We start from the raw sequence: 26,076 nt of genomic DNA on the forward strand, positions 1-26,076 counted from the left end.
TTACTGCATCAGCAGCTTTTTTCCTTTACGATGTAGATGGGGCGTCTCTTGTTTTCTAGGTAATCCTTAGACAGGTAGGCGCCCAAAATATAGATGAACAACATTTGCAGGCTGCCCAGAAGCAGTACCACAAAGAGTATCACGTCCAGACTGCTCACCGCCCCCGGAACCCAGATACTCTGTATCAGGTTGCATCCCATGAACACCATACCGGCGAGAAAGAGGAAAATTCCCATTAGACCTGCCGCTTTCAGCGGTGCCGTTGAAAAGGAAAGTATTCCCTCAAATGCATAAGCAAACAAACTCTTAAAGCTCCACTTGGTACATCCCATTGCACGCTCCACACCCTCGTACTCAATCCACTTGGTATCAAATCCCACAAAGGAAAAAAGTCCCTTCATATACCTGTTATATTCTTTCATTTCCAAAATGGCATTAACCACCGTGCGGTTCATCATACGAAAATCGCCGTGCCCGTCGGTCATATCCATGTGGGTGAGCCCTTTGCTGATTTTGTAAAAGGCTTTAGAAAACAGACTGCGCAGAAAACCATCCCCTTCGCGGCTCAGGCGGAGCCCGCCGCAGCAGTCATAGTCCTCGCAGCTGACAACCTTGTACATCTCAGGCAGCAACGCTGGTGGATGCTGCAGATCTGCATCCATAATCACGCTATAATCCCCTCTGGCTTCTTTGAGCCCGGCGTACATCGCAGCTTCCTTCCCAAAATTTCTGGAAAAAACTACATAGCGGACCTTTTCATCTTTTTCTGCCAAATTTTTCATAATAGTTCTGGTTTTATCACTGCTGCCGTCATCTACAAAGATAATCTCATAGTCCACCTCCGTCATCTGACGCAGTACTTTCCCAGTTTCAATGTAAAATAAAGGTAAAGACTCCTCTTCATTATAGCAAGGCACAATAACACTGATTAAATCTCTCTTATTCATGTGAAACACCCCTTTGTTTAAAAATACTGTACTTGCAAGCAAAGTAATTAAGTACCACTGTGATAACGCTGACGAGAACCTTTGACACAAAGCTTCCTGCGCCAATGCAGTCTACCAGAAGCAGCAGCAGTAAATTCTCAATGACCAAAGTTGCCGCCCGAAGCGAAAAGAACTGAAGAAACTCCTGTTTTTTATCTCCTTTGGAGTGGAAGACCACTTTCCTGTTGGCGAAGTAGGCGAAAGTTACTGCGCCTAGCCATGCAAGCGTGTTTGCTGTTAAATAGTTGACAGAAAGTGCCATTAGTCCGATGTAAATGATATAGTTAACCCCTGTTGTCATGCCGCCCGTCATAATGTAACGAACAATTTGTGATTCCTGCAATCTCTTCATTTCTCTCTTTTCCTTTTCCTTAGAAATACTATAATTTGTGATAACAGCAGCATTGCCATCGCCGCTGCGCTGAGTGCTGCTCCTGCTGCAAACCCCGGCGCTTTATAACTGATTTGAATGCTGTGCTTTCCTTTCTCCAGTGGAAATCCCACGAAAGCGGTATTGACCTTTTCAGCCTTTTGCGCTTTCCCGTCCACCAAAATCTGAAAGCCCTTCTTATATGGATAAGATGTAACAAAATAGCCATCTTGCTTCATCGTTACGATTCCCTGAAATATATCGCTGCCGTTTGCCTGAAAATCCTCTGCGAGAGTCGGCACCGCAATGTCCTGCGCTTCTGCTGTCGGAATATCCAAAGTGTAGACTTTGATATCCTCGATATTGTAGCGGCCCCTGCTCATCGCAATTTCCAGCTCCGAAAGTCCTGCAGAATCCGACAGTACATAAGTGAAGTCGTAGTTTTCATTAGGATACGGCGCATACCAGGAGGATAAATTGTTTACCATCCCATTGATATTAATCAGCACCTGCCTGTCATCCTTTCTATCTATGTGAAAAGATATGGCAAGGACCTTGTCCTTTAAAGTTTCCTTTAAATGCAAAGTGTGTTTTCCTTGCACACTCTCATCGTAAACCGTTGGAAATGCTTCTTCAAAAAGTTCCTCTGGATTTTGCGCTTCTGCACTCACACCGCAAAGCTGTGCCAAAGTCTTTGGAAATTCACTAATTCCCCCACGCTCTGCTTTCTCCTGTAAAAGCACTTTGTCGGTGCCGTAACACATAGGCAGCACATCGGGATTTTCTGCAAGAACGTAACCGTTTCGCCTGAAAATCGGTTCATAGCCGTAAGGCACCTGTTGTTCTCCGGTCAAAACATACCTTACTCCCATGAAGTAATTGAATAGGCTGTTCTGATTTGGCATGAGAACTACCCGATTTCGTATGCTGATTGGATTTCCCATCGTATCATAATAAAATTTCCCATAGGTGCTGTTTGTCACCGAAGAATACATGGCTGTCTTGTTCAGACCACCGTCCGGCAGCACGTTACTGTTGACGTAGTTATTGCTGAGATAGTCAAAACGGTATAGCGGCTCTGAAGCAAACATGGTAATATCTCCGAAAGAAAACCAGCTTTGTCGCATATCATCTTTCTGCAGCCAGTGCTCTAACTCTTTGTTTACCCCAAAGTTGGCACAGAGAGGAAGCAACAGCAGACATGCCGTCAGCACATGCTTTGTTCTTTGGGGAATTTTCCCCATTCTCTGAACGAGCACCCATGCCAATACCACAAGTCCATCTATCAAGATTAGCAGCGCCCACGCGTCTTCTTTTCTTAGCACAATTGGTACGGCACAAAGCAGCGCCGGCAACATCAGCGCTTTCTGCTTGCCCTCTAATATCCTTGCCAGCGTATCTGTGCAGATCCAGACAATCAACGGAACCAGCGGAATCAGAATCTTTTCTCTAGCATAGAGAAATCCGCTCAGTACGTACCAAACAGCTGGCACCATAAGAATCAGAAGCACCACTGCCGTCAGCCAGCGTTTTTTCTTATCCCATAGAGACAATAGCAGCAGATACAAAGAAATCAAGGTCATGCCGCAGCTGTAAGGCTGGTACAAAAGTCCGCTGAAAGATAAGTTGATAGTTTCGATGGACTCCTGCGCAAAACTTCCAGCATCTTTTTCCGTCGATAAAATGGCAAGTCCGGTTGGAATCAGAAGCACCGCAGCAAGGCAGATAGCGAGAGTGACTGCAAATGCAGTTTTCCCTGTCATTTTCAATGCCTCTTTCGTAGTATTTCCCGAATTTACAAGCTGATGTAAATAATATAGAAAACATACCACCATACAGGTCGGCGCATAGTAAAAACTATGTATGCAGATGAAAAACAAGGCGATTGTCAAAAGCAAACCATTTTTTCCCGCTAAAATCCGGTCGATTCCCAGCAGCGCCAGCACCAAAAATGGCATATAATTGATGAACATAATCTGGTGATGTGCATGGAAGAAGCATGTGGCTGCTGCCATTAAGATTGCTCCTGTAGCTGCTAGGCGAACGGTAAAATTTTTCCCCTTTAGCCAGAGATAAGTGATATTAACACTTGCCACTGCTCCTACCGCCGCGTAGACGGAAATAATCTCTTTCATCTCAACGTTTGGCAGCAGACAGGACAAAAGCACGTCCGGTCTGAGCAGTCCGTAGTAAGCTAAATCGTATGCGTTAATCCCTCCGCCGAGTCCGACAAACTGCGGGAAAATCCCCCCTGCTGAAAGCATGGTCTGCCTCAGCGCCTCCGCAGCTCCTACATGTTGACTGTACCAATCCCCTTCTGATCCAAAGATTGCTCCCTGTTCGACAGGCAAATAGAGAAGCAGAAATGTAAGTCCCGTCAGTAAAAGATACGGAAGTATTTCCGCCCCTGCCTGTCCTATTCTCTTTTCCCATTCCCTACAGTTCTCTAATGTCTCCATCTTTACCCTTCCTTTGTTTGTTTACATCTCTATCATAAGGTACAGTTCTTAAATAAACCCGAAAAGAAATCTTATACTTTTCTTAAAAAAATCTTAACATCTTTAGGGAGATTTCCCCTAAATATGATACCCCCCCCCCAATATATTTTTGTCAAGTTGAAGTTAGTTTAAACAACAAATCAGAAAATCCCAACAATCATATTAAAACCCATTATTACGCATTTCTTCCCATTATTTTTTCCCCTCAGCCGCTCTCCTCCGCTATTTTCCCACTTCTCTGCGCTGCAAATTCTGGCACTATTCTTGCATTATATTTTCGATATAGAAAGAAAGGAACCCTGACTATGGTTGACTGCATTATAAAAAACGTCCGCATTATTGATGGTACTTCGGCTCCGTGGTATCTTAGCAGCGTTGCCCTCAAAGACGGACGTATTGATAAAATCGGCACGTTCAGTGCAGAAGAAGAAAACACCGCAAAGGAAGTCGTGGACGGAGAGGGTTTATACCTTTCTCCGGGCTTTATCGACCTCCATTCTCACAGCGATGTCTCACTGCTGGAATATCCGCTTGCCGAAAGCAGAATTCTGCAGGGTGTTACCACAGAAATCGGCGGCAACTGCGGCATGTCCGTAGCACCGGTCAGCGCTGACCCTGAAAGAAAAAAACAGTTAAAAGATTATGTTGGTGATTTAACATACAACTGGGAAACCGTTGGAGAATATTTAGATACTTTGAAGGAGCATAAGCTGAGCGTTAACTTTGGAACCGCTGTCGGACACGGCACCATCAGACTGGCGGCTATGGGATTCGATGCACGCAAACCGACCAGCGAAGAGCTTGCACAAATGCGCGGACTCCTTCGCAAAGCTTTAGAAGACGGTGCATACTTTATGTCCAGCGGACTGATTTATCCGCCGGGTTGCTATGCAGACGCAGACGAGCTGGCAGCTTTGTCAGAAGAACTAGTTCCTTTCGGTTCTTTCTACGCAACCCATATGAGAGACGAAGGTGACTATCTGGTGGAAGCGCTTTCCGAAGCGCTGGAAATCGCAAAACGCTCCGGCGCACCGCTGCAGGTATCTCACCACAAATGCACCCGCAAATCCGGCTGGCAGGTCAGCTGCAAAACTACTATTGCCATGATTGACAGAGCTAGACGCGAAGGTCTTGACGTAAAAGTGGATCAATATCCATACAATGCTTCTGCCACTACTTTGGACAGTAATGTGTCCTTATGGGCATTTGACGGCGGCATGGAAGCCCTCTTTGAACGACTTCGGAACCCAGAGACTAGAGCAAAACTAAAAGAAGAAGCCAGACAAAGCCACCTGGGCAGATGGGGAGACATCTGCGTCTCCTACGTTGCCAGCGAAAAAAACGCTTGGGTGGTAGGTAAAAATATAGAAGAAATTGCAGAAATTCGTGGCGTTGATCCGGAAGACGCATGCTTTGATTTGATTTTAGAAGAGCGTGGTCGTGTCAACGAAGTCAACTACGGCATGTGCGAAGAAGATATCGAATACATCATGCCACAGCCATATGTGATGATTGGCTCCGACGGTGAAGCTGCTTCCATGGATTATCCGGGACAACCGCATCCTCGCTGGTTTGGTACATTCCCTCGCGTAATCTCCAAATACTGCAGAGAGCGCAAGCTCTTCCCGCTGGAAACAGCCATTTTCAAAATGACCGGACTTCCTGCAAACCGTCTGGGCATTAACAACAGAGGTCTAATCAAGGAAGGCATGCAGGCGGACTTAGTCCTCTTTGACTTTGATGAAATTGAAGACACTCCGTCCTTTAATAATCCTAAACAGCCATGCAAAGGCATTCGCCGTGTCTACGTAAACGGCGTGCTGACAGCGAAAGACGGCATACACACCGGCGCAAAAGCTGGCGCTATCTTGAAAAGAGGAGAAACCCTATAATGAAAGAACAAATCTTAAATGAACTCTCTCAGATGGAGGGAAAAGTTGGATTTTACTACCATAATTTAGTTACTGGCGAGACTTACGGCTACCGCGAAAAAGAACCATTTCTTCCGGCAAGTGTCATAAAGTTCCCTTTAATGGCAGCTATTCTCCTGCTCCGCTCCCGTGGGGAAGCAGACTTTCGAGAAGAAATTCTAATTCATCAGGATCAGAAGGTGCCCGGCTGCGGTGCAGTACAGCACATAACCGGTGAGGTGACTTTGGATATGGAAACGCTGGGAAAACTGATGATTACCATTAGTGACAATACAGCAACTAACGCACTGCTGCGTCACTATACCGTCCCAAAGATTAGAGAAGCTTTTCTGGAACTTGGCTTAATCGGAACCCAGTTTAACAGAGAATTGTGGGATTTAGAGAGAGAAGCCCGCGGAATCAACAACTACTTTGTTCCTGAAGAAATCGGCATTCTCCTGGAAAAGATATACCATAAGACTCTAGTCAATGAGGAATCTTCCATCTGGCTGGACGATATCATGAGGCAGCAGCAAATAAACCACAAGATGGGCGGTCATCTGATTATGGACTATCCTATGGCGCACAAAACCGGCGACGAAGAAGATAAAGCCCACGATGTAGGCATTGTCTATGCAAAACAGCCTTTTGTTGTCTGCTTCGCCTCAAACGAAGTCGATGTCCCTATGTACGAAGACTTTATCCGCAGAACCACCAAGGCTCTTGTCGAGCAAGCTGAGCTGGCTGACAACGCCGAAACAAAATAGCGATACCAAGACTAAAATCTTTTCATTTTCATTCACAAAGAGCTGCATTTACTGCAGCTCTTTGCCATTGCAGCAATTCACATGAGTGTGCATATTTTAAGCATTTCTTTTCAAAATACGTACAACTGCGTGCATATTTTGAAATCTTTTCTCGAAAATATGCACATCACCTTTTCAAACTATGCATATTTTCGTGATAATCAGCAAATATATGCAGATTATCTGAATATGGCTCCCGATTTTCAAGTGAAATGTACATATTTTTGGAGTTTCTTCGAAATCTATGCACAGCCTCGTGCATATTTTGAAACCTTTTCTCGAAAATATGCACAATACCCAGCACCTCCAAAGTAAACTCCATCAAACCGCCGCTCCACCAAATATCAAAAAAGCGGAACGCTGCAAACCGGCGCGATAGCACGTCTTGCAGCGTTCTTTAGGTTAAGAAAAATGTATATTACTGGAATGGTAATTTCTATTTTTTAGACCCTTTGCCTTTATACTCCTGTCATAAACATTCTTGCAATGGCAAGGTCGGTCGGTGTCTTCGCAGTGATTTGCACAGTATTGGAGTCAATCTGCTTTGCGCCCGGATACCAGGAAGCGTGTCTGGCTTTCTGATGTTTCTTGAAGTTAATCTCCATACGATACTCATTTGCCAGTGGCTTCGACTGATGCTTTGCAGCCAGGGCTTTTTTTACACCGTCTTCAATCAGTGCGATAGCTTCTTCCGGATGAATATTCCAGGTCGCATTCCCTGTGCCGTGCTTTACAGCCACAGTCTCCATAGATGGATACAGAGATTTTGCATCATCGCAAATGCCTTTGTCTCCAGAAAGGAAAATGGAAGGTACACTCATTTCATCGGCAAGAAGTGCATTGAGGGAAAACTCCGAGGCAAGTTCTCCATTGACTTTAATCCAGTTGAAGAGATAATCTTCAATGGTATGGGTCAAAGGACTGTCATTGGACCACGCTTTTGCATGGTAACCGATATAAATTGCGCCATCGTAACTTTGATCAAGACCTGCCATCATAGCGTAAGGATCCGACATCCAGCTGCGAATCAGCTGGGTTCCCTTTGGCAGCAGGTTAGCGTCAATGTTCAGCCCGTCTTCATGACCGTCTTTAACTACAACCTCGTAGCCGGCATCAAGAGCTGCCCTGCATGCTGCTGCAGTTTCCAGGCTCATCTGTCTGCATGCTGCGTCATAGCCCTGACCGCCATAGCGGGTTTCACACCAGCCAGTTACTCCGGTGATTCCTTCAATATCTGCACTAATAAATATCTTTCTCATCTTATAACCTCATCCTAGATGAATTCACGCAGTCCGTAGAGAACTTTGTTTCTGATTCCCTTTGTGGTTTCTGCATGGTACATGGAGCTGATAACAGCTTCTTCTACTACCTCTGCAGTAGCGTCGAAGAGTTTATCCATAGCGTTGTCATGAAACATCTTAGTTTCCAGAACATCTTCTTTGCTGTAATGCGGAATTCTATTTCCATTGGAGAATGCGATGGCGATATCGCCGCTTCCATTTCCAAGGAAAGAACCGACTCTGGCAAGACCGACAGTTGCTCTCTTTGCAATACGTTTCAGCTGTCTGTCGCTGAGCGGGATATCTGTACCAAGTACAATAATGATAGATCCCTTTTCAGGTTTGTCTTCCTTTGGAAGCTCCGTCTTAATACGCTTTCCGTCAATTCTGAGATTGCCTAGTACACCAAAGTTTGACATGACAATTGCGCCAAGAGTGTATTCTTTTTCGTTGCATGTGATAATTCTGGAAGCGGAACCGATTCCGCCTTTCAGCCCCATACAGCACATACCTGTACCGCCGCCGACACCGCCTTCGGTGAATTCCTCGTCAGCCTTTTCCAAAGCTTTCAGCACATGCTCTTCTTTCACGTGCATGCCGCGAATGTCGTTCAGTTCGCCGTCGTTACACTCCGTTACAACACAGTTTACGGTTCCCGTAGATACACCAATATCCTCATTATCTTTCAGCATATACTGAATTAATCCATTTAATCCAGCGCCCACGCTGAGGGTATTCGTCATCAAAATTGGTGTCTCGATGGTGCCCAGTTCTTCGATTTGAACAAGACCCGCACTCTTTCCGAATCCGTTGATGACACATGCACCGGCAGCAACCTTCTCCTGAAACAGGTTTCCTTCGTGAGGCAGGATTGCTGTAACCCCGGTATGTATAAATTTTTCGTCGTCTTTCAGCGTGACATGCCCAACCTTTACGCCGGGAACATCACTAATCAAGTTTCTTTTTCCTTTCGGAAACTTGTTCTGCAAATCTACTTTGCAATCCTTTGGCAAGCCCATTCTTTGCCCTCCTCTATTATTTTATGTGTCCTTTTACAAACCATAGTTAATGCAATTTTTGTGCCAATTGACATATCGCCCAAAAGCTTGTAAAAGCACACAGAGTAGCGATTCACCCATTTGCATGATGTGTTTCTATCTTATTTCATCTCGTTTCAACTTGTTCCTGCATTTCAGAAAGCATCCTTTCTGAAAAAAGGAGCCGCCCAGATAGCGGCTCCTCATTCACTACTTCATATTAGCATAATGCTCTATATTTTACAGATTAGTATGCCAGATCATTGAGCGGAGTGGAACCGTCAGCTAATACGTTGAAGCCCTTCAGGTCTTTGTTCATAGCGGAGAAGGAAAGTTCAGCGTACATAGGAATCATGTTTACATTTTCAAACAGATACATCTGGATATCACCAACCATCTTAGTTCTTTCTTCACCGTCAGTTTCGTGAGCTGCTTTTTTAACCATATCAAAGTATTCGTCTGTGTTGCTTGGTGCGTTCTTGTCATAGTGGCAAGCATTCAGTACCAGCATTGGTTCTGCCCAGGACAGCCATTCGATACCAGCGTCATACTTGTCAGCACTGATGTTTTCGTATACGTAGTTCCAGTCAATTGCTTCGATGTTCATCTGGAAACCAACCTGTCTCAGCTGTTCAGCCATAGCTTCAGGAATGGTGGTAGCATCAGTCCAAGCATACCATGTGAACTCTAATTTCTTACCGTCCTTTTCACGGATGCCGTCTTTGCCTTCTTTCCAGCCAGCTTCTTCAAGGAGCTGCTTAGCCTGTTCAGGATCGTTTGCCAGATTCTTCTGGAACCAGTCTTTTGCATCCTGATTGAAGTTCTGTACTGTATCGTAAATCATGGAATAAGCAGGCGCAATCAGTCCGTCAACAGATTCTGCCAAACCGTCTCTGTCGATAGCCAACGCTAATGCTTTACGAACGTTAATGTCGGAGAATACATCGTGGTCAGTGTTCATTTCGAAGTAAGCAATGTTCGGATATGTAGTATCAACCATTTCGATATCTTCATTGTCCTGCAGTTCCAGATACTGGTCGCTGCCTACGGACATCAGAATGTCTACGTTTCCAGCCTTCAGATCTTCTGTCTGGGTAAATTCTTCTACATTAAATCTTACCTTTACCGTTTCAAATTTACCAGCGCCCTGGTTTTTTACCAGCGGATTTGCGCATTTGAAGCCTTCGTTTCTTACAAGATTTACTTCAGAACCAGATACATATCCGTCTTCAGCCAGCGCATACAGTCCGTAAGGGTGGCATCCCCACATGAGCTCTTCGTCACTCATATTGTCCAGTTCATCTTTGTCGATTACAATTACGAAACCAGCACAGAAGTAATACAGCATGTCGGAACGGAATTCGGACAGGTGCAGTGTAACTGTTCTGCCTTCCCATTCCATGGATTCGATGTTGTCATAACCATCGTTATAAGGGCTGACTTTCTGTCCGTGTTCGATGGAAGCGATTACGTCTTCCGGTTCAACCTGTTCGCCAGTGGAATACAGCATTCCTTCCGGTACATCAAAGGTAGCAGTCTTTCCATCTTCGCTTACTTTCCAGTTAGTGCATACGTTGTCAGCTACATCGCCTGTTTCAGCGTTCCACTGGAATAAAGAAGCTGAGTTCAGTCCCTGTCCGCCTGCAGTGCTGTCCAGCTGGTAAGTATCCAGTCCGTACCATTCACCGTCAATAATGGTCAGCTCAGTCTTTGCAGAAGCCTCATCTCCGCCATCGCCACCGCCGCAAGCGGTCATGCTGAATACAAATACAGCAATCAGGCTCAATACCAATAATTTCTTTTTCATGTTGTCCTCCTCTTTTCATTGGGTTAGGATACCCTCTAGTTTTTTCTCTACCGAGGGCAATATATATTGCAATTTATATTACAACCATCTTTAATTTCCACTTAATCAGCAAGCGGATGGAAGCAGGAAACCTGATGTCCCGGTGCGATTATCGTATCCTTTGGCATCGTTGTCTTACATTCCTCAGTCGCATATTTACATCTGTCGCAGAATCTGCAGCCGACTCCGATATTGATCAGGCTGCCCGGATCGCCGCCCATGACCTCTTTCTTTCTGTCACGAAGATTCGGGTCAAGAATCGGCGCTGCGTTAAGCAATCCTCTTGTGTACGGATGCTTTGCATGTTCCGCGATTTCAAGGGTTGGTCCGAATTCCACCAGACGTCCCAGATACATGACAGCGATTTTATCGCTAATGTACTTGATGACGTTCAAATCGTGAGTGATTACCAAATAGGTCAGATTCAACTGTTCCTGCAGGTCAAGCAACAGGTTGAGAATCTGTGCCTGCACGGATACGTCAAGAGCACTGGTCGGCTCATCGAGAATCATCACTTTTGGATTCAGTGCCAGCGCTCTTGCGATAGCAATTCTCTGCAGCTGACCGCCGGATAACTGGTGTGGGAAGCTGTCCAGATATCTCTGGTCCATCTTTACCATTTCCAGTACTTCCTTAGCCTTCTGCTTTGCTTCGGCTTTTGGCACGCCGTGAATAATCATCGGACGCATGATGGAGCTTTCTACAGTCTGTCTCGGATTCAGGTTGGAAGCCGGGTCCTGGAACACGACAGCAATTTCGCTGCGAAGCTGCTTCATCTCAGCCCTGCTGGCATTTGCAAGGTCAATTCCGTTGATGGTAATGTTACCGCCGGTCATCTTAGTCAGGTTCAAAATTACACGCGCCAGTGTCGTTTTTCCGCTGCCGGATTCTCCAACCAGACCGACAATCTCACCTTCTCCAATTTCCAGGGAAATATCATCTACTGCCTTTACGTAGGTAGTTGTCTTTTTTACAAGGCCTTTAGAAATAGAAAAGTATTTTTTTAGGCCATCCAGTTTAATCATCACTTTCTCCATCTTACTTTTCTTCCTTTCCAGCCAAATGACAACGGCAGAAATGGCTTTCACTTACATAATTCATCGGAGGTGCTTCTTTGAAGCACACTTCCTCTGCAAACGGACAGCGGTTTGCAAAACGACATTCCGGTTTCTTCTCGGTAATACGAGGAACAGAACCCGTGATAGTCTGCAAACGCCCCTCCGCTTTGGTCTTGCTAGGCAATGCCTGCATGAGAAGACGAGTGTACGGGTGAGTTGGGTTTGCAAAGATTTCAAATACGTCTCCGCTTTCTACCATTTCACCGGCATACATGATACCAATCTTGTCTGCAATTTCTGCTACCAGACCAAAGTTATGGGTAATCAGCATAATTGCCGTATTATATTTATCTTTCAATTCTTTCATGATTTCCAGAATCTGCGCCTCGATCGTTACATCAAGAGCAGTGGTCGGTTCGTCTGCAATGAGCAGCTCCGGATTTCTGGATAACATCATAGCGATCATGACACGCTGACGCATACCGCCGGACAGTTCATGGGGAAAGCTCTTTACGCGTTCCTCCGCATCCGGCATCTTAACATCCTTAAATAATTGAGTTACTCTGTTCCATGCTTCTACTTTATCTACTTTGTCAAGCTGGATTGCTTCTGCAATCTGTCCGCCTACGGTGTACACTGGATTTAGGGAATCCAGCGGATTCTGGAAAATCATACCGATTTCTTTTCCGCGAATAGACTCCATTTCCTGCTGTGTACAGGTACGCAGATCTTTGCCTTTGAACAGAATTTTTCCATGCATCTCCTCGTTGCCACCCGGCAGCAGATTCATGATGCTGTGGGCAACGGTGGATTTACCGCAGCCAGATTCACCGACTACTGCAAATACCTCGCCTTTATTTACTGTAAAGTTTACATCGTTGACAGCAGAAAGGTATCCATCCTTTACTTTGTAGTCGATGGACAGATGTTCAAGCTTTAATAATTCTTCACTCATTTCCATACTCCTTTCTTGCTTTACTGTGACTTCATATGCGGATCGAGGAGGTCTCTAAGACCTTCACCCAGCAGATTAAAACCAAACGTAGTGTATACCAGTGCAATACCAGGGTACAAACTGAGCCAAGGCGCTCTGGTAATGGATTTGATACCTTCAGAGATTGCAAGTCCCCAGTCCGGTGACGGCGGCTGTGAGCCAAGTCCCAGGAAAGACAGCGTAGTTGTCGACATGATAGTTCCCGGCAGGTTTAAGGATACCAGAACAATCAAAGACGGAACTACATTTGGCAATATGTATCTGACCATTAGAGCAGCGTTGCTTTCACCAAAAGCTTTTCCGGTTTCAACAAACGCCATATTTCTAAGGGATAAGGTCTTTGCTCTTACTGCACGCGCATAACTTGCCCATGCAACGAGGGAAATTGCGATAATAGTGTTGGTCAAGCCTTTACCGATTAAGGTAACTACCGCCAGCGCCAGAATGGTTCCCGGAATACACCAGGTCAAATCTGTCAGGAAGGACAGGATTCTGTCAACCCATTTTCCAAAGAAACCGCAGGCAAGACCTACAACAACGCCGATAACAAGCTGAATACTGCCGCCCAGGAAGGCTACCCACAGAGCCAGTCTGCTTCCGTAGATAACGCGAGAAAACAAGTCTCTCCCCAGTGCGTCTGTACCAAACCAGCATTTTGCACTTGGCGCCTCATAGCGACCGCCAACGCCGTGTTCATTGACACCGTATGGCGCAATCACGTCTGCAAAAGCTGCTATAATAATGAGGGAAACCAGAACGAACAAACCAATCATGAAGTTTTTGTTCTTCCAGCACTCATAGAGTCTTTCTTTCCATTTTTTGTTCATCTTAGTTGTCACCTCCGCTCAATGATAATCTAATTCTCGGATCCAGGATACCCATGATGATATCACTGAGCAAGTTGCAGATTACGGTCAAAATCGCAATCAAAAGCAATACCGCCTGTACAACCGGCATGTCCTGAACGATAATAGAGTTGAGAAGGAGGTTTCCCATACCTGGCAAACCAAATATTTTTTCGATGATAACGGCACCAGAAATCAGCCAAGGAATTGACATGAACACCAGTGTAGTAACCAGAATTAATGAATTTCTAAGTACATGCTTAATCAAAACAGTTTTCTTTGGAAGTCCCTTTGCATAGGCTGTGGTTACATATTTTTCGTTAAAAACTTCCAATACTTCTGTTTTAGTGATACGGAGCGTCCCCCCCATACCGGTAAGTACGGTTACTGCAATTGGAAGTACCCAGTTTTCAGGCTGTGCATAACCACTAATTGGCAGTACACCAAGCTTTACACTGAAGAACAGGATGAATAGCGCTGCCAGCCAGAACGACGGCACTGCGGTGAGCAGCAGCGAAAAGTTAACTGTAAATCGGTCAAAAAAACCGTCTTTCTTTACCGCACACAACAGTCCCAGTGGCAAGGCAATCACAAGCTCCAAAATCAGCGACCATACACAAAGCGTTAAACTGTAAGGAATCCTCTGTTTCATTAAATCCCAAACATCACTCTTGTATCTTGTGGATGTTCCGAAATCTCCGTGGAGAATGTCTGACGCCCAGTTCTTGTACTGGGTAAAAAATGGCAGGTCATAGCCCATTTCATGGGCAATTTCTGCTTTTCTTTCTTCCGACACTTTACGGTCTACGACCATATCTACCGGATCACCTGGCATCATGTACATTAAGCTGAAAACCAGGAAAGATACGCAGATAACTAAAAGCAGTCCCTGCAGAATTCGTTTGATAGTATAATTTCTGATAATTACATCTCCCTTCTTTATTTGTTGCTAAATATAACATACAAAGAGCTAAATAAAATTCCCCTTACACTCTCTGATAAATTCTGTTGTAGCATCTCACGCCCCATGCTTTTCCATCTCTAAGGAAAAAGCGGAAGGAACTGACTCTTCGGGTCGGATCCTTTTCAGCAAATACCGCAAATGCCAAGCCGCCGCAGTATTTCAGGATTCCTTTCATCCCGTTATAATCCACCTTTAATATGCCGTCCTCATAAGTAACGATGGTATGTGCCGGCAGGCCTTCATTGCTGAAATAATCCCCGCAGAGCATTTCCGGCTGGCTGAACTCTTTGCCATTTGGCACGGTCCAATGATGTTTTGTTTCCAGCGGAAGTCCTAGTGCAAAATTATATAACACCCACAAAAATTCCTCTACATCGACATCGCCCTGATTGCAAAGGACAGTGCCGCTGTAGCCGGTTTCTGTAAATCCACCCATAGAAGATACGCCATGAAGTCCGCCGGTGTGCTGGCAAATCTGCATACCTCCAATCAGATTTTTCGTAAGACCTAAACAATAGAAGGGTTCTTTCCTGAGTGGGAATTCTCTTCCCACCATCAGTTCTACTGCTTCTTTCGGGATAACCTGGCTGCCTTCCCACATACCGTAATCTGCCAGCATCTTGTAATATCTGGTCATGTCGCTTGCTGTGGACTTTACACAGGCGCAGCCGCGGAAAGGTGGAAGCACCGACCAATTGTCATCCTCGTACATTTTGTTTTCTTCATAGTCTTTTTCAAAAAGACTGGTAATATTACCCTGTGCCAAAATCTTTGCCTCACTTGCGTCAAGATCCAGAACAGAGCGAGTCATGCCTAAAGGTTTAAATATCCGTTCAGTCAAAAACTCTTCCAAGGTGATTCCTGCTGCCATATCCACTACATAGGAGAGAAGTGCATAGCCGTCATTGGAATAACTCATGAATTCGCCCGGCGCACCAAGCGGCGTATAATCGCCCTGTGCCAGATAATCTACAACCTGATCGATGGTTTCCATCTTGTTCGGCGCTGTTTTTACCATATGGCGATACCAGTCATTGTCCTCTTCGGCACTGTTCATCGCGATGGACCATTCCAGCGGAGGAAGAGGCGGAATACCTGCTCTGTGCATAGCGATGACTCTCAGTGTCACGCATTCATCCGGTGCGCCTGGAATATGTAAACTTGGAAAATACTTGGTAATCGGATCATCCAGGCTCAGCTTGCCTTCTGCATGAAGAATACAACATGCCAGCGCTGTCATGGATTTGCTCATAGAGGCTATGCCAAAAACCGTATTTTCGTCTGTCGGCAAATTCTTTTCTATACTTCTATATCCGAAGCCTCTTTCGAAGATGGGTCCCTCTGGTCCGCGAAGGGATACAGCCATGCCCGCATATCCTTTTTCCTGAAAAAGCTTCTCTAAATACTGATTCAATACTTCTTTATCCTGTTTCATTGTCTTTCCTTTTGTCTGTCCATACGTCATTCGAACTTATAAAAATAATCTGACAGATTATTTGCATATATAAACAGCAATTTTTATGCCAAACTTATTTATCTAAATTCCTGACGTACTTCTAACGATTTTCTATCCTTAATGCACCCCATAATAGGATACATTAATAATTAAATCCTGTTTCAACTCATTTTAATCTTCTTCCGCTGAACAAAATCACTTTTTCAGCAAGCACTTCCATCGGATCTACATAAAAATCTGACAATCCGTTATCGGCTTTGATGACGGACAGTTCCGTGCATGCCATAATTGCTTTTTGGCACCCGGCACTCTTTACCGCTTCTTCAATTCTATCCCAAGAGGCTGCATCCCAGACAAGTCCACTCTTAATTCGGTCATAAATCTGATACATGACTTCCTTTTGTATTTCCTCAGACGGCGCATAAGCTGTAAGCCCCGCCGCTTCCATATGTTTTTGATAGAGTCCTGTTTTGATGGTCCCATCCGTTGCAAGGACAGCAACTTTTGCGCCCGGCGTTTCTCTTGCAATGGCATCAACAGTTTCTTTAATCATGTGAATAAAAGGAACCTTGAGTTGATCTACCATCATTTCTCCAAAGAAATGTGCTGTATTGCAGGTAATACAAATCGCTTCGCACCCGCAGTTCTCAAGAACTTTTGCGTCTTCCAAAAGCTGAGAATACACTTTATCATATTCACCGCTTAAAATGGCGCCAGTTCGATCCGGCATAGATGAATCACTGTAAATGACCATCCTTACATGATCCTGGTCGCAATCTGCAGCAGTCTTTTCTGTTACAAGTTTATAAAAGAGCTGCGATGCCATCGGTCCCATGCCGCCTAACACTCCAATCTTTTTGTCCATATTGTTACTTCTCCTTATTTTTTAGGCTGTCTTAATTTAAAGAGCAATTTATATGCCAATTTTACCACAGTATTCAATTTTTTTATATCGCTGTTTTCCCCCTTTTTTCATCACGCTTCTTCCAGTATTTTGTGTTATAATCCTATTAAATCATATTTCACCACATTTTCCCTTTTGTTTTTGCTCGTTTTAGGCTATACTATTCTTATTAAATTATCCCGTGCATTTTTTGCTCAAGCGAGGTGTTTTCATGAACAATTCAAAAAGAGTTATCATTATATATAGAACGTCCAACAACAAGAACGCTATTGATTTTATCAAAAATAATCTGGAGGACATCTTTGGCGAACATATCGTATTCACCAACTGCTACTTAAACGATTTGGCAGATGGACAGAAACTCCATGCCGATGCTTTTCTTGCCATTGACGAATACATTTACCAGCAGGCCTCCGCCTACATCAGAGATTTCAACAAAATCATCAAAATCACCAGAAGTCCGGAGCGTGAAGCGCTCAAAAAAATTTCCAAAATCCCAGCTGGAACCGATGTCCTCATCGTCAATGACTCCTATAACAGCTCCCTTGATACACTTAACTCCTTTTACGAGGTGGGCATCAGCCATATCAATATGATTGCTTTCGATGAATCCTTAGCACACATATGATTGCTTTCGATGAATCCTTAGCACACACCGGTATTTACAGTCATTTAAACATTGCCATCACACCGGCAGAGCCGCAATTGGTTCCTTCTCATATCAAAGAAATCATCGATATCGGCTATCGCCAGGTCAGCTTTGAAACCATGTTCAAGCTGATGAAGCTTTTGGATCTTGACATCAGCATCATCAACCGGAATCTGTTCCGCTACATGCAGTCTTTAGTAGAATCCAACAGTGCTTTCCACGACAACTACGTCTATGGTCATCTGAAGAGCGAAATGCTCAGCCACATTGTCAATTCCAGCAAAATTGCCATGCTGCTGATCGACAAATACAACCAGATTGTCTACGCCAACAGCAAGGCGCTGCAGATTTTTCAGGCAGATGACAAAAACGATATCCAGCTGGAGCGGTTTATCGAACCCGCCATACTAACCGCTGCTGACACTCCACAAGATCCCCTCATGATCGATGGAGGCAGCTATTATTACAGCAAATATCCCCTAACCCTGATGGATGAAGTTACGGGCTACTATATCACCCTGCAGGATGAAGCAGAAGTTTCTATCGCCAATAAACTCAATCGACAAAAAGGTCACATCGCTAAATATCATTTTAAGGATATTATCCACGAATCTCCCGGCATGAAACACGTCATAAAGACCGCCAAGCAGATTGCACTGACCGACCACACTGTACTGATTCGAGGGGAAAGCGGAACCGGAAAAGAACTGATTGCTCAGTCTCTCCACAACGCCTCCTACCGCAACAAATTTCCTTTTGTTGCCATAAACTGTGCAGCACTTCCTGACAATCTGCTGGAAAGCGAACTGTTCGGCTACGAAGGAGGCGCTTTTACCGGCGCACAGGCTAAGGGGAAAATCGGTCTCTTTGAACAGGCAAACCACGGCACTATTTTTCTTGATGAGATAGGGGATATTTCCCCAAAGCTGCAGTCAAGACTACTCAGAACCATTCAGGAAAGACAGGTTATGCGAGTTGGCAGCGACAGACTCATTGATGTCGACATTCGCCTGATTACTGCAACCAATCGAGATTTGGAAGCAGCTGTCAGAGAGGGAAGTTTCCGAAGCGATTTATTTTACAGACTCAACGTGCTGCCCATCATCATACCGCCGCTGCGAAAGAGAAAAGAAGATATTCTGCCGTTGCTGCAGCATTTCCTTGGCACGACTTTTAAGAATATCCCTCCCGCACAGCTGCGTCAACTTACTGACTACAACTGGCCCGGTAATATCAGAGAACTTGAAAATATAGCGACCTATTATCAGACACTTTCTGCTTTACCTCCTCAGATTAGCCAGCAGAACGGTAACGGAATTCCACTGAGGCTGTCCGGTGTCAGCATCAATCTCGCTATTTTAAAGGAAATCCGAGACCACACGCAGCTCTCTCACGGCATTGGCAGAGTTGCACTGATTCAAAGTCTGAGCCAGCGAAACATAAAAATCAGCGATTTTAGATTGCGCAGCGAATTGGCTGCACTGCAGGAAAAGGGTTATATCGAAGTCGGAAAAGGTCGTCTTGGCACAAAAATTACCGAAACCGGTCTTGACTTTCTTGCTCATTCCAATGACGCCATGTAGCTTTGTCCACGTATAAATATTTAAATAGAAACCATTAAATTTACGAAAGGGAACTCAACTATGACCAACGTAGAAAAAAAACTTTATGCAGTCCTTTTGATTGCACTCTTCACTGCTTTTGCGCTCCTCTCAGGCAGCCAACACGCCTTTGCTAGCGAAATTACCGGCGAAGACGTCATCAAAAATTCCAAAGCAGGCATTTTGTACGAAGCAACGACAGGAACTGTTGTCTGTGAGAAAAATGCAGATATGCAGCTCCCACCCGCCAGCATGACTAAAGTTATGACCGCCATTTTGGTTCTGGAACAAAACCCTAATCTCGAAGGCGAGCTTACAGTAAACAAAAACGCCGTCAGACACTACTACTGCAGTTACATGGAACCGCAGAGGCACCTCCTCGCCGGCGAAGTCATCTCTTACGAGGAGTGCATGAAATACCTGCTGATTCCATCAGGAAACGAAGCCGCTACCGCCTTCGCCTTCGAACTGTGCGATACTTTCTCCGAATTCGTCGACATGATGAACGCAAAAGCAAAAGAAATCGGCTGCAAAAATACCAATTTCAAAGATCCTGTCGGGCTATCTTCCAGCGATCATTACACCACGCCGCGCGACATGGTAAAAATCTGCGAATACGCAATGCAGTTTGATAAATTCCGCGAAATCGTCGCTATGGAAGACGGTGCAGTTCCTGCTTCCAACGTGAGAGAAAAAGGCTTTGACTACTACACTACCAACTACGTAAAGTATCCCGACGACCGTTACGAAAGCCCTTATTCTCAGTACGTAACAGGTATCAAAACTGGCTATACCCCTGCTGCCGGCTGGTGTCTGTCCAGCTGTATGGAAAAAGACGGTCTGGTGTGGTATACCGTTGTCATGGGTGGAGATGAACTGGATAACGGCGATGGACGAATCCTGCAGGGTGACTTCATTGACACAATTGCTCTTTACGAACAGACCGAAGGACTAACTGCCGATGATTTAAAAAAGCCCATCAGCCCGCTTCTCATCGGAGGTATCGCTGTTGCCGCAATCGCCATCATCATTTTAGTATTCTTCGCTATGAAGAAGAAAAAGACCAGCTAAACAGCTAGTCCTTAAAAAACCCTTCGACTAAATCTTGCAAAGTAATATGGAAGAAAAAATCATATACCATATCGTCAAAGCGCTGCCACATCGGCAGCGTTTTGCATTTGCTCCTTTGCGGGCAGCTTTCCGCTCCTTTCTGCAAACACGCTACAGTTGCCAGCGTTCCTTCCGCCAGTTCTAAAATCTCTCCAACGGTGTATTCCTGCGGTCTGCGGGTCAGCTTATAGCCGCCGCCCTTGCCGCGAGCACCGACAAGGAGTTTTTCCTTGACCAACACCTTTAAAATAATTTCAAGGTACTTTTTGGAAATTCCCTGCCTCATGGCAATTTCGTCCAGTGGTATAAATTTATCCGTATTCTGCTCTGCAAGGTCAATCATTACCCGCAGTGCATATCTGCCTTTCGTAGAAATCATAGTGCGCCTCCTTTTGGGTTAAACCTATTATACTACAAGTTTTTAGGTTTTTTCAAGGGCGCCAGTCTGTTTTCTACGGCAAATCCATAAAAAATTTCTAACAAATAGGTGACATAGAGAAACATTGACAAATCCTTGAATTTTTTGTATTTTTGTCAACAAGCACGAAGAAAACAGAGGGTTTTCCGGTCATTTTAAGGCACTAAATTGACAAAAACCCGCAGATGAGCATAATTTGTCAATATCGACAGCTGTAAAAGAAAACTTGAGCAGACGCCGGATTTTTCCTATTTACCTATTGACAAAATAGGTTTATGGTTGTATGATATTCCCATAAAACAAACAGAAAGGGGTTTTAACATGACAAAGATATACACTTCCGCCGACCAACTCATCGGCGGCACACCGCTTTTAGAGCTTAAGAATATTGAAAGTGCACTGAATTTAAAAGCAAAAGTCCTGGTAAAACTGGAGTATTTCAACCCTGCCGGTTCAGTCAAGGACCGCATTGCCAAAGCCATGATTGATGACGCTGAACGGTCCGGAAAACTGCATCCAAATTCAGTCATTATTGAACCTACCTCTGGCAATACCGGTATCGGGCTTGCAGCTGTTGCTGCCGCAAGAGGTTACCGCATTATCATTGTAATGCCAGAAACTATGTCCATTGAACGCAGGCAGCTCATGCAGGCTTATGGCGCAGAGCTGGTGCTGACAGAAGGCGCAAAAGGCATGAAAGGCGCTATCGCAAAAGCGAAAGAGCTTGCAGAAACTATTCCAAATAGTTTCATTGCCGGTCAGTTCGTGAATCCTGCTAATCCAAAGATTCATCATGAAACTACCGGACCCGAAATTTTTGAAGACACCGATGGACAGGTTGATATCTTCGTAGCAGGAGTCGGCACCGGCGGCACCATTACCGGAGCCGGTCAATATTTGAAAGAGCAGAATCCCGCCATCAATGTGGTCGCTGTTGAACCTGTTTCTTCAGCAGTTTTATCCACCGGCGCTGCCGGCTCCCATAAAATTCAAGGAATCGGCGCCGGCTTTGTTCCGGAGGTACTGGACACCCAAGTCTATGATGAAATCATTACCGTATCAGACGATAACGCCTTTCACGCAGGTCGCCTTATCGCAAGCAGAGAAGGAATCCTGGTTGGCATTTCCTCCGGTGCTGCCCTTCATGCTGCTGTAACCCTTGCAAAACGTCCGGAAAACGAGGGAAAGACTATCGTCGCCATTCTTCCAGATACGGGCGACAGGTATCTGTCCACGCCTCTCTTTGCAAAATAATCATGTTAAAGCGCGCAATGTGCATCATTGATTCAAAAAATTCAAATGCACCATTAGCTCATTTTCGCTTAAAATGGTGCATTTTTATCTCGTTTTTTCACTGTACCTCTTCAACAGGAAAGCTCAAAGTCGCTTTGAACTGGTCACAGTCGATGTTAATGTCAAAAGCCCCTCCAAGCGCACCTGCATAGGTGCTGACAATAGCAAGTCCCAGTCCGTTCCCCTCGCTGGAACGAGCTTTATCACCGCGGGCAAACCGCTCCACAATATCCTCCGCATTGAAGTCCATAAAGTAGCCCGCAGTATTGGTAATTTCCAGGCAAAGTCTTCTCTCTGTAGCCCTGTCTGCAAAATAGGTTCGTACAAAAACTCTCGTTCCTTTTGCGGAATATTTCAGTGCATTCTCAATCAAATTTTGGCAGATACGGTACATGTGCAAATTGTCCGTCGTCAGGTGTGTGTCTTCCTCAGTCATGGAAGTAACAAAGTACAGCCCGCTCTCCTGAATTTGACTGTCCATATCAGCAAAAATCTGCTTAATTAGCATGTTGATTTCCACCGGCTCTAGGTTAATCTGGATATTGCCACTGCTGGCTTTCGCCAAAGAGAAGAGACTTTCTATCATTTCCTTCAGTTTTTGCGCTTTGTCAGAAATTACGTCCACGTAATCCCTCGCAACTTCATCCAGTTCTTCTTTTTTCAAAAGTTCCAAATATCCCACCATAGAAGTCAGCGGCGTTTTTAAATCGTGAGATACATTGGAGATCAAATCTACCTTCAGCTGCTCGCTCTTCGCCTCTTTTTCCAGACTCTTACGCTCCAGTTCGATGGCCTCCAAAAGCCTTGCCTTGTTGATATCAGTTACCTTTTCCATCATCATATCAAGGCGCCCTCGCATAAATTTTTCCACGTGAACCTTACACAGCATATAGAGCAAAATGACCGTCCCAATCAGATAGTAGCTAGTCGCCAGATTCGCGTAATAATAATAGTAATACGATGTCATCTGCTGAAAGCGATAAAACAGCAGCGCAACTATAAGGAGTACAACAAATATGATCAGAAGAATTTTTTGCTGCTGCCTTTGCTTCTGTTTCCATTCCTGATAAAAGTCACCGTTTTGCGGAATCCAGCTCCGATAAATGCGCGAAAGCGCCTCAGGAATTAACAGCGCCATCGCACCTGCCATGGGAAAATACCCCACAATTCCGATTGTCCAAACCTCCTTAGTTGTCAGACGCCCCAGATAGTGCAGTATGAGCACTGCCGTGAAGATACCGATAATTGCCAGGACGATTCCAAAAAAAAGCTTACGATTTTCTTTCAATACTCCCTTTACTTTTTTAATTGAACTTTTCCATTTTGTATCCAATTCCCCACACCACCTTTATGTATCTTGGATTTTTCGTATCAATTTCAATTTTTTCCCGGATATGTCTGATGTGTACCATGACGGTGTTTTCCACAGCAAAGGTCGCCTCTTCACCCCAAACGTTTTCATAGATTTGTTCGGCAGGAAAAACTCTTCCGGCGTTTTCCATCAGCAGTTTGAGGATTTTGTACTCCGTCGCCGTCAGCTTAACCTCCTCGCCCTCCACGATGACGTTCTTCTGGCGTCTGTCCAAAACCAGCCCGCCGTTGACAACTTTATCCTCGTCAGATTTAGGACTGCCGCCGCCCCACATGTGGTAACGGCGCAGCTGTGCCTTTACACGGGCAATGAGTTCTGCCGCATTATACGGCTTGCTGATATAATCATCTGCTCCCAGAATCAAGCCGGACACCTTATCGCTTTCTTCCGTCTTCGCTGACAAAATGATACAGGGAATCTTATGATTCTCCCTGATTTTCATCAGCGCAGAAAGTCCGTTCAGCCGCGGCATCATGACATCCAGCAGAATCAGATCCACCGGATTTTTTTCAAGAACCTCTAACGCTTCCATTCCATCATAGGCTGTAAGAATGAAATATCCCTCCAATTTCAAAAGCTTCCCCAGAGAGTCAACAATTTCCCTGTTATCATCTACAATTAAAATGGTCTCTGCATCCATGTCAGTTTAACCTCCTCCATATCCTGTCATTACTTTACAAAATTCCCTTTATAAAAAACATAATGAAATTCTTAAAAAAACCTTAATTCTCCGGATCATCTCGCAGCATACGGCGCATTTCCCGCAAAAATAATGTAACTGTCGCCGCTACGGCGATTGCATCCGCCACCGGTTCTGCCAAAAATACGGCAAAAACTTTGTCCATAAAGAATACCGGCAGCAGGAAAATCAGCGGAATCAATACGATAATCTTTCTAAAAATCGCCAAAAATGCACTAATTTTCGCATTGCCAAAAGCAATAAACGACTGCTGGCAGGAAATCTGCAATCCCATTAAAAGAGAGGTCGCCATATAAATGCGCAGCGCCCATGTTGTAAATTCTACCAGCTGCGGATCATCGGTGAATATTCCCGCAAAGACAGAAGGCACCAGTTCCGCCAAAAGCCAAATTATTGCCGCATATACAAAGCAGCTGACCGTCTGCAGTTTAACCGCCTGCTTCAGTCTGGTCATATTTTTTGCGCCAAAGCTGTAACTGATAATCGGCTGGCCGCCCTGCGTCAACCCCTGCATAGGCAGCATAGAAAACTGCATAACGCTGGATAGAATCGTCATAGAGCCAACGGCTATATCGCCTCCATATTTCAGCAGCGACGTATTGAAACACAAGGTCAGAAGGCTTTCTGTAGACATCATCACAAAAGGCGCAATGCCAAGTGCGACACACGGCAGCAAAATTGATTTTTCCGGCTTCAAATATTCTCTCTTTAGACGCAGCACCGTCTTTCTCCCCCGCAAAAATCGATATGCCCACAGGGCGCTGATAGCCTGGGATATTACCGTTGCAGTTGCTGCGCCCCGCACGCCCATATGCAGTCCGAAGATGAAAATCGGATCCAATACAATATTCGTTACAGCGCCGATGACAACGGTCATCATGCTAATCTTCGCAAAGCCCTGTGCCGAAATAAAGGCATTAAGGCCTAACGTCGCCTGTACAAAGATTGTGCCCATGGCATAAATAGTCATGTACTGCTGGGCGTAGTCTATGGTGTTCTCACTAGCACCAAAAAGAAACAAAAGCGGCTCTTTAAACACCAGCACCACTGCGGTCAGCCCCGCCGCAGTCATCAAAAGGGCAGAAAAGCAGTTTCCCAAAATTTTCTCCGCTGTGGTATTATCCTGTTTTCCCATAAAAATGCTGGCGCGGGGCGCACCGCCCATGCCCATCAAATAGGCAAAAGCCGATATAATCATGATAATCGGAAAACAAATCCCCACACCTGTCAGCGCTGCTGCACCTTCTCCCGGAATATGCCCGATATACATTCTGTCCACCATGTTATACAGCGCATTGACTACCTGCGATGTAATGGCAGGAACAGCCAGCACAAACAGCAGACGCCCTACAGACGTCTGCCCTAAATCCACTTCATTAGCCTGTTTAAGCCTCATTACCGTTATACTCTCCTTTGCAAAGCAGACCTCCGACCAGCACGAAGTAGTCTGGCACTTTCCCCTCTTCAATCCACTGCAGATTGATTCCCAGCAGCTTGCTTGCAGTCAGTCCTACATTGCCGCCAAGGGATTCCACTGAATAGCGCATTTTTTCCGGAAAGCGACACGGCTGTCCAAGGGGTTTGCTGCAGTTATCCTCACCGCAAATATGACAGCTTCCTGCACTTAGGGATCTGCTGCCCGGCTGCCTTTCTTCTGCTGCGAAAAGTTCTGCTGTTAACGCCTTCTTCACCTCAGTCATCAGATTCTCCCAGTCATCTTTTTCCTCCTCTGCAAGAATCATTTTCTTTCCAACGACATGCAAGGTGTCAAATTGTTTCCAGTAGTCTTCTACCGGGTCAAAGTCATAGGATGGGCAAGACCATTTTCTGTCATAATTTCCGCAGACTTTACAGCATTCTAAAAATTCCTCCACATTGACGTAGCCTTCGATATAAGTCGGCATGTCAATTGTCTTTTCAAATGTTTCAATTTTCATAGTTCCAGTTTACCATAAAATGATTTTGTGGTAAACTGGTTA

The 26,076-nt window shown here is 45.0% G+C and carries 23 protein-coding genes; 6 read left to right on the forward strand and 17 right to left on the reverse strand.

Features of this window, described 5'->3' with window-relative positions; all coding sequences use genetic code 11:
* Window positions 1-8: 8 nt before the first annotated feature.
* From V1225_RS01905 to V1225_RS01915, 3 genes are read right to left on the reverse strand one after another with little or no spacing between them, the layout of a single operon-like run.
* Entirely contained in the window at window positions 9-947 is a 939-nt protein-coding gene (locus V1225_RS01905; RefSeq protein ID WP_160201905.1) for a glycosyltransferase family 2 protein, read from the reverse strand.
* Window positions 940-1,338 carry a GtrA family protein gene (locus V1225_RS01910; protein WP_338547451.1) on the reverse strand — a complete coding sequence of 133 codons (399 nt, stop codon included), beginning with the start codon at window positions 1,336-1,338 and terminating at the stop codon, window positions 940-942. The genes V1225_RS01905 and V1225_RS01910 overlap by 8 nt, the downstream gene beginning before the upstream one ends.
* On the reverse strand, window positions 1,335-3,815 hold the full coding sequence (locus V1225_RS01915; protein WP_338547453.1) for a YfhO family protein: 2,481 nt from the start codon (window positions 3,813-3,815) through the stop codon (window positions 1,335-1,337). Before V1225_RS01915 ends, V1225_RS01910 begins: the two co-directional genes overlap by 4 nt.
* Before the next feature lie 344 nt (window positions 3,816-4,159).
* On the opposite strand from V1225_RS01915, the gene V1225_RS01920 reads away from it, so the two are divergent.
* Window positions 4,160-5,746, forward strand: coding sequence for a D-aminoacylase (locus tag V1225_RS01920; RefSeq protein WP_338547455.1), 1,587 nt, complete (start codon window positions 4,160-4,162; stop codon window positions 5,744-5,746).
* Window positions 5,746-6,531, forward strand: a complete 786-nt coding sequence (locus tag V1225_RS01925; RefSeq protein WP_160201909.1) for a serine hydrolase — start codon at window positions 5,746-5,748, stop codon at window positions 6,529-6,531. The genes V1225_RS01920 and V1225_RS01925 overlap by 1 nt, the downstream gene beginning before the upstream one ends.
* 497 nt (window positions 6,532-7,028) lie before the next feature.
* Here V1225_RS01925 and V1225_RS01930 read toward each other — a convergent pair whose 3' ends face one another.
* The 9 genes from V1225_RS01930 to V1225_RS01970 all read right to left on the reverse strand — a co-directional run bounded on the left by V1225_RS01930 (window position 7,029) and on the right by V1225_RS01970 (window position 16,915).
* Window positions 7,029-7,829 carry a M55 family metallopeptidase gene (locus tag V1225_RS01930; RefSeq protein ID WP_251632068.1) on the reverse strand — a complete coding sequence of 267 codons (801 nt, stop codon included), beginning with the start codon at window positions 7,827-7,829 and terminating at the stop codon, window positions 7,029-7,031.
* 14 nt (window positions 7,830-7,843) lie between these two features.
* Window positions 7,844-8,869, reverse strand: a complete 1,026-nt coding sequence (locus V1225_RS01935) for a P1 family peptidase (RefSeq protein ID WP_160201911.1) — start codon at window positions 8,867-8,869, stop codon at window positions 7,844-7,846.
* A gap of 265 nt (window positions 8,870-9,134) precedes the next feature.
* The gene (locus V1225_RS01940; protein WP_160201912.1) at window positions 9,135-10,694 is read right to left on the reverse strand and encodes an ABC transporter substrate-binding protein; all 1,560 of its coding nucleotides are present in this window, start codon (window positions 10,692-10,694) and stop codon (window positions 9,135-9,137) included.
* 101 nt (window positions 10,695-10,795) lie between these two features.
* On the reverse strand, window positions 10,796-11,770 hold the full coding sequence (locus V1225_RS01945; RefSeq protein WP_161909473.1) for an ABC transporter ATP-binding protein: 975 nt from the start codon (window positions 11,768-11,770) through the stop codon (window positions 10,796-10,798).
* A gap of 1 nt (window position 11,771) precedes the next feature.
* Window positions 11,772-12,746: an ABC transporter ATP-binding protein gene (locus V1225_RS01950; protein WP_160201914.1), complete on the reverse strand. Its 975-nt coding sequence runs from the start codon at window positions 12,744-12,746 to the stop codon at window positions 11,772-11,774.
* A 20-nt stretch (window positions 12,747-12,766) separates the two neighbouring features.
* A complete protein-coding gene (locus tag V1225_RS01955) occupies window positions 12,767-13,612 on the reverse strand; it encodes an ABC transporter permease (RefSeq protein ID WP_160201915.1) in 846 nt (281 codons plus the stop codon).
* A 1-nt stretch (window position 13,613) separates the two neighbouring features.
* The gene (locus V1225_RS01960; protein ID WP_330588366.1) at window positions 13,614-14,573 is read right to left on the reverse strand and encodes an ABC transporter permease; all 960 of its coding nucleotides are present in this window, start codon (window positions 14,571-14,573) and stop codon (window positions 13,614-13,616) included.
* Between the two features lie 43 nt (window positions 14,574-14,616).
* On the reverse strand, window positions 14,617-16,029 hold the full coding sequence (locus V1225_RS01965; protein ID WP_338547456.1) for a serine hydrolase domain-containing protein: 1,413 nt from the start codon (window positions 16,027-16,029) through the stop codon (window positions 14,617-14,619).
* Between the two features lie 187 nt (window positions 16,030-16,216).
* Window positions 16,217-16,915, reverse strand: a complete 699-nt coding sequence (locus tag V1225_RS01970) for an amino acid racemase (protein WP_160201917.1) — start codon at window positions 16,913-16,915, stop codon at window positions 16,217-16,219.
* A gap of 250 nt (window positions 16,916-17,165) precedes the next feature.
* Here V1225_RS01970 and V1225_RS01975 point away from each other — a divergent pair, with 250 nt between their 5' ends.
* From V1225_RS01975 to V1225_RS01985, 3 genes are read left to right on the forward strand one after another with little or no spacing between them, the layout of a single operon-like run.
* Window positions 17,166-17,582 carry a hypothetical protein gene (locus V1225_RS01975; protein ID WP_338547457.1) on the forward strand — a complete coding sequence of 139 codons (417 nt, stop codon included), beginning with the start codon at window positions 17,166-17,168 and terminating at the stop codon, window positions 17,580-17,582.
* Window positions 17,579-19,186 (forward strand): sigma 54-interacting transcriptional regulator, encoded by a 1,608-nt coding sequence (locus tag V1225_RS01980; RefSeq protein WP_338547459.1) that lies wholly within the window; start codon window positions 17,579-17,581, stop codon window positions 19,184-19,186. The genes V1225_RS01975 and V1225_RS01980 overlap by 4 nt, the downstream gene beginning before the upstream one ends.
* Window positions 19,187-19,246: 60 nt before the next feature.
* Window positions 19,247-20,275: a serine hydrolase gene (locus tag V1225_RS01985; protein WP_251613916.1), complete on the forward strand. Its 1,029-nt coding sequence runs from the start codon at window positions 19,247-19,249 to the stop codon at window positions 20,273-20,275.
* Window positions 20,276-20,279: 4 nt separating this feature from the next.
* Here V1225_RS01985 and V1225_RS01990 read toward each other — a convergent pair whose 3' ends face one another.
* Window positions 20,280-20,693, reverse strand: a complete 414-nt coding sequence (locus V1225_RS01990; RefSeq protein ID WP_160200907.1) for an Rrf2 family transcriptional regulator — start codon at window positions 20,691-20,693, stop codon at window positions 20,280-20,282.
* Between the two features lie 360 nt (window positions 20,694-21,053).
* On the opposite strand from V1225_RS01990, the gene cysK reads away from it, so the two are divergent.
* On the forward strand, window positions 21,054-21,986 hold the full coding sequence (cysK, locus tag V1225_RS01995; protein ID WP_251613919.1) for a cysteine synthase A: 933 nt from the start codon (window positions 21,054-21,056) through the stop codon (window positions 21,984-21,986).
* A 97-nt stretch (window positions 21,987-22,083) separates the two neighbouring features.
* On the opposite strand, the gene V1225_RS02000 is transcribed toward cysK, so the two are convergent.
* The 4 genes from V1225_RS02000 to V1225_RS02015 all read right to left on the reverse strand — a co-directional run bounded on the left by V1225_RS02000 (window position 22,084) and on the right by V1225_RS02015 (window position 26,034).
* Window positions 22,084-23,358, reverse strand: coding sequence for a HAMP domain-containing sensor histidine kinase (locus V1225_RS02000; RefSeq protein ID WP_338547461.1), 1,275 nt, complete (start codon window positions 23,356-23,358; stop codon window positions 22,084-22,086).
* Window positions 23,330-24,037 (reverse strand): response regulator transcription factor, encoded by a 708-nt coding sequence (locus V1225_RS02005; RefSeq protein ID WP_160200909.1) that lies wholly within the window; start codon window positions 24,035-24,037, stop codon window positions 23,330-23,332. The genes V1225_RS02000 and V1225_RS02005 overlap by 29 nt, the downstream gene beginning before the upstream one ends.
* 82 nt (window positions 24,038-24,119) lie before the next feature.
* The gene (locus V1225_RS02010; protein ID WP_160200910.1) at window positions 24,120-25,493 is read right to left on the reverse strand and encodes an MATE family efflux transporter; all 1,374 of its coding nucleotides are present in this window, start codon (window positions 25,491-25,493) and stop codon (window positions 24,120-24,122) included.
* Window positions 25,483-26,034 (reverse strand): DUF2284 domain-containing protein, encoded by a 552-nt coding sequence (locus tag V1225_RS02015; RefSeq protein ID WP_161909370.1) that lies wholly within the window; start codon window positions 26,032-26,034, stop codon window positions 25,483-25,485. The genes V1225_RS02010 and V1225_RS02015 overlap by 11 nt, the downstream gene beginning before the upstream one ends.
* Window positions 26,035-26,076 lie beyond the last annotated feature (42 nt).

It is taken from the genome of Emergencia sp. JLR.KK010, from assembly GCF_037018265.1.
Lineage (GTDB): Bacteria > Bacillota > Clostridia > Peptostreptococcales > Anaerovoracaceae > Senimuribacter > Senimuribacter intestinalis.